Origin of the sequence: Phaeobacter sp. B1627 (assembly GCF_006265095.1) — a bacterium.
Lineage (GTDB): Bacteria > Pseudomonadota > Alphaproteobacteria > Rhodobacterales > Rhodobacteraceae > Epibacterium.
In genome coordinates this window covers 1-4,332 of the sequence record NZ_VCNK01000079.1, presented here as the reverse complement: position 1 = coordinate 4,332, position 4,332 = coordinate 1, and the positions used below count along the sequence as shown (strand labels likewise).

General features: G+C 52.6%; 1 protein-coding gene and 3 pseudogenes. 1 reads left to right on the top strand and 3 read right to left on the bottom strand.

Annotation, left to right across the window (positions count from 1 at the left end; all coding sequences use genetic code 11):
• Nucleotides 1-2,864 (bottom strand): annotated as a pseudogene (locus FGE21_RS19630) (hypothetical protein); the annotation flags it as partial.
• Nucleotides 2,865-2,893: 29 nt separating this feature from the next.
• Nucleotides 2,894-3,289: a toxin-activating lysine-acyltransferase gene (locus FGE21_RS19625; RefSeq protein ID WP_139665088.1), complete on the bottom strand. Its 396-nt coding sequence runs from the start codon at nt 3,287-3,289 to the stop codon at nt 2,894-2,896.
• Between the two features lie 246 nt (nt 3,290-3,535).
• Here FGE21_RS19625 and FGE21_RS19620 point away from each other — a divergent pair.
• Nucleotides 3,536-3,676: pseudogene (locus tag FGE21_RS19620) on the top strand (IS6 family transposase); the annotation flags it as partial.
• 207 nt (nt 3,677-3,883) lie between these two features.
• Here FGE21_RS19620 and FGE21_RS20560 read toward each other — a convergent pair.
• A pseudogene (locus FGE21_RS20560) lies at nt 3,884-4,096 on the bottom strand (transposase); the annotation flags it as partial.
• Between the last annotated feature and the right edge of the window lie 236 nt (nt 4,097-4,332).

The following is a 4,332-nucleotide window of genomic DNA, read 5'->3' as shown; positions in this document are numbered from 1 at the left end:
CCATAGAGCTTGTCCGCGCCATCCCCACCGAATAGGGAGTCCACTCCGCTGCCTCCAGCGAGCGTATCAGCGCCATCGCCACCTGACAGATAATCATCCCCAGTGCCCGCATTCAGCGTGTCATCCCCGGAGTTACCGTAAAGGGTGTCGCTCCCGCTGTATCCGCTCAGGTAGTCGTTACCACGCCCCCCTTCCAGTCGGTCTGCACCGTCATTTCCGTAGAGGCTATCGTTGCCATCGCCACCTTCGATGCTGTCATCATTGTCGCCACCGTTTAGGGTGTCATTGCCGCCTTGACCAAGGAGGCTGTCACGACCTCCGCCGCCCGAGATCATGTTCGCACCTGAGTTTCCAGACAGCGTATCATTTCCTGTGTTGCTACCTGAGAGATGTTCAATGGAACTGTAAGTGTCACCCGCCGCGTCGCCGGTATTGCGGCTGGTATCGGCTAGGTCCACAACAAGGCCATTGGTCGCGTTCCTATAGCTCGCTTCGTCGTTGCCTGCACCACCATTGAGATGATCCGCACCACTTCCACCGATGAGGGTATCGTTCCCGGTGCCGCCTTCGAGGGTGTCGTTTCCGCCATATGTTTTGATAAGATCGTTGCCTGCGAGAGCCCGGACTATGTCGTCTCCATCTGCGGTGTAGAAGACATTATCGATCGCATCCCCTGTGAGATCATAGGCATCCGCAAGACCCATGCCGACAGCTTGCGCGATTGTGGCATACCATCCCGCCGTGAAAGCGGAATCTGGGTCCATCGCCATCATCGCATCAATGGTTTCGCGGTTTTCCAGATAGGTGTGGTAGTCATCAGCAATTTGGAGGCCGCTGGTCAAATTGGAATAGATGTCTTGATCCGTAACATTATCCGCACCCAAAACCGTGCGGGCATATTCTAGTAATTCAGTCTCTGACATAGATTGGCTTTGCGCCAATATCTCATCAAGATAGGATAATAGAGTTGCTCTTTCCATATTAGAAGACGTAAAGTATATCGTGGATTCTGAAATCAATTCACGATAAACATAACCTGGAGGGGTAATGGTAGAAGGGGGGAAATCACCAGGCGAATGGAGATAAACTCTCAAATTGTCCAAACTGGAGTTTCCCTGCAAAACATCGCGAACAGTCTCTAGCAGGGTTACGAAGCTATCTTGTCCAAAATCATCCCAAGTTATAGGACCAGCGACGCGCACTCCATCAACATATATCGTGGCAGAGTAAAATGATACCGGATAAGCCCGTTCCCAAACATCAATAATGGACGACAACGCACGGCGCGCGAAGAGATCCGGCGACAAGTCATCAAGTACTCGTACGGCCGTCATCTGTCCGTCATTCAGTCGCGCGTCCCCTAGATCCTGGACAAGAGCGTTCACATAGGTTGCTTGAAAGTCCCCAAACGTCTGACCATTTCGACCAGCATTCCGAAGTGCGTTTACATAATGACCAAAGGACCATTGGGCGAGTTCGCTGTAATTGTGGGACTGAGCCATGAATGTATCTACAAACCCATTGATGCCTTCGACATAGGCTTCTGCCATGGCACGGCTCAGTTCAATGTTGCCATCGTCATCTGACCAGGTGTCGAGCACGACGAAATGCCCGGTGTCCTCGTCAAAGCCCACGTTTGTCCAGGCTTGGGGTATGGGATCATTGCCAAACAGAGCGTCGAAGATTGTACCGACAACCCAGCCAATCGCTGTTCCGATTGGGCCGCCCCAAGATCCATTGAGGGCGATCAAAAGGTTGGTAATTGCCGATGCCACCAGCCCTACCTCGGTTTCCACCGCGGGCAGTATTTCATTCAAGACGGCGGTAAAAATAATATCAATCGGATTTACGTAACGGACCTCCGCGGTCGACGCGCCAAGACCAATGCGAACCGTAGTGTCAGCCCAGTTTGTAATAGTCGCTATGCTTTCCGGGCTGAGGATGTCCACAAACGTGTTCGCCAAGAAATCGCCAAACACATCTTGAACCGTATTGGTCAGCATAGCGTTCAATACTGTACTTGTGAGCGCTTCAAAGATCGCTCCGGGTACGCCATCGATCTCGATAACTTCAAAAATCTCGGCCATGATCAGCTGGTTAACAACTGAAATGGCATTGTCTGCAAAATTGACAACCAGCTCACCGCCAAGATTTTCAAATACCGTCTCGCTGACCTCATCAAGGTGCTCAACCCATTCGAAATTGCCTGGATCTTGGCCCCAAATGTCCAAAAATGCGCCTGTCGCTCCCAGAGCATTGTGGAGCAAGGTACCAAGAACGGTGTCTGCCGCGACCTGCTCAAAAACACTGGCGTCATCGTCAATCAGTGCGTGGGTCAGGAAAGGCGTCAAAGTATCTGCAATGGCCTGACCGGCAAGCTGTCCTTCGATGATGGACGGCTCGCGTTCCCAGACTTCGTTCCCCTCTGAGTCGACCGTTTTGCGACCATAGATGACATTCCCGCGTCCATCACTCGTTGTTATTTCCCAACTCGTGAGCTGCGAGTCACCAGCCACACCCAAGATAACTTCAACCTGGGTTAAACCATCTTCCGTCCGCAAAAGGACGTAGTCTAGGTCATTATCTTCTTCTGGGTTGAGATTCTCAAACGAAACAATTTGCCCAAGCTGCTCTGGGGACAAGAAGCTCAGTACGGATCTGTTATGCACCCTTATGCCGTCAGCGATGTAGGTGTGTGTGCCTGCGACTTCGAAATTATAGACTCTATGCGTCGCCAACGAAGGCTCAACGGACAGTACATCAGCCGCTGCATATGGGCAGGCCTGACCTGTCAAGAGCTCCACAGGTGCATTGAAAGCGGTGATCGAAGCTGCGGGGGGGGCAGCGGACAGAATATCGGACATGAGAAATTACTTTTCTTGCAAATTTGAAGTCACGCAGAGGGCACGGCGTTCAGAAAGCCCTCGATAATTTCGCTGGCAGGCGCAAATGGGGAAACACAGTCCACGACGACAATATTGCGGCCAGAACGCCAATCCTGAAGCTCCAGCGTCTTGTCACCCGCCGCAATGCGATCCCGTAGCTCATCTGTGACGCTGGCCCAAGTCAGAAACGCCACGGGCTGTTTGCCTTTGGAGTAAAGCTTGAAATGGCGCAACAAGACTGCGGGCGCCACCCTGTGTTCAAGATCCCGGATATGAAGATCTTGGTACGCCTTTGACATTGTCATCAGCCAGACAGCTTGCCCGAAGGTAGAAGCAAACGTGTGCGGGTCTAACTTCTCGTCAGGGTTACTGTCACCAGCCTGTTTTGCAGTCTCATGTATCATAAAACTTCCATTCAGCACATGAAAAGCGCCGTTTCCATCCCAATTGTGTACACCGGGACTGCATCGGCCCAGGCTTTTTTTGTGTGTCTTGAAGGCAGGCGCCTACTGAACGCGGTGCTTGCCTCCCCATCTACGCTAGGATTCGACCAGCGCGTTTGGGTTTTGTCGTAGAAAGTGCTCGCCATTTCCTTATCGCTAAAATTTTGCGATACGCTTGCCAACAAGACTACGGGGAGTATTTCCAATTTGGCGATTGTTTTCAAGGGGAACCATTTCCCGAAGAGCGTTATCCTTTCCGCTGTGTTTTTCTATGTCCGCTACAGCATCTCATATCGGGATCTTGAGGAGATCATGGCTGAACGCGGTGTTGAAATCGATCATGCCACTGACGTGCTCCCCTGGAATGTCCCCGGTTTAAAGCTAGCCTGGTTGACCTTCCCCATTTTTCAGGGCCACTCGTAAGTCGAGTTTGCTCTCCATTTGTGTGTCATCATTCGGCGGCGTGAGCGATGTGCGCGGGCGCGGAGCCATCAAGTAGCTCCAGCGGCTGCGCACATTGCGTTTTGTTGAAGGGCCGCGCTGGGGCGAACTCTTCGGTGTTTGATATTTCAGGCTGCTGTGGGGGCGTTCTGAGTTGTAATCGATTCTCCAGTCCTCGATGATGTCTCGCGCCTCGCCGATGCTCGTGAACCAGTGCTGGTTGCGGCATTTGTCCCGGAACCGGCCATTGAAACTTTCGATATCCGCGTTCTGGGGCGGCTTGTCCGGGTCGATGAAGTACAGTTGCATACCGTGGTCATCGGCCCAGGCATGACACCACGCAAATCGCAGTGCTTGCCAGCGAGACGTCCAAACCGATATACGGCTCCATGTCGTTGCCCTTTCTTCGCAAAGAAATCCTGAGGCGCTTCACCGCACGACCCCGTTGACACGCTTCCGACGTGCCAAGGGCCACGGCACCTCATCCCCCCGAAGGCAATTCGCAACGGTGATGTTAAGCAACAAGCCTCATTGCGGCATCTTTGCAAAGTTGCTGTTCCTCA

Excerpts from the sequence above, each read along its gene's own strand:
- FGE21_RS19625 (WP_139665088.1), bottom strand. The coding sequence starts at position 3,289 with ATGATACATGAGACTGCAAAACAGGCTGGTGACAGTAACCCTGACGAG.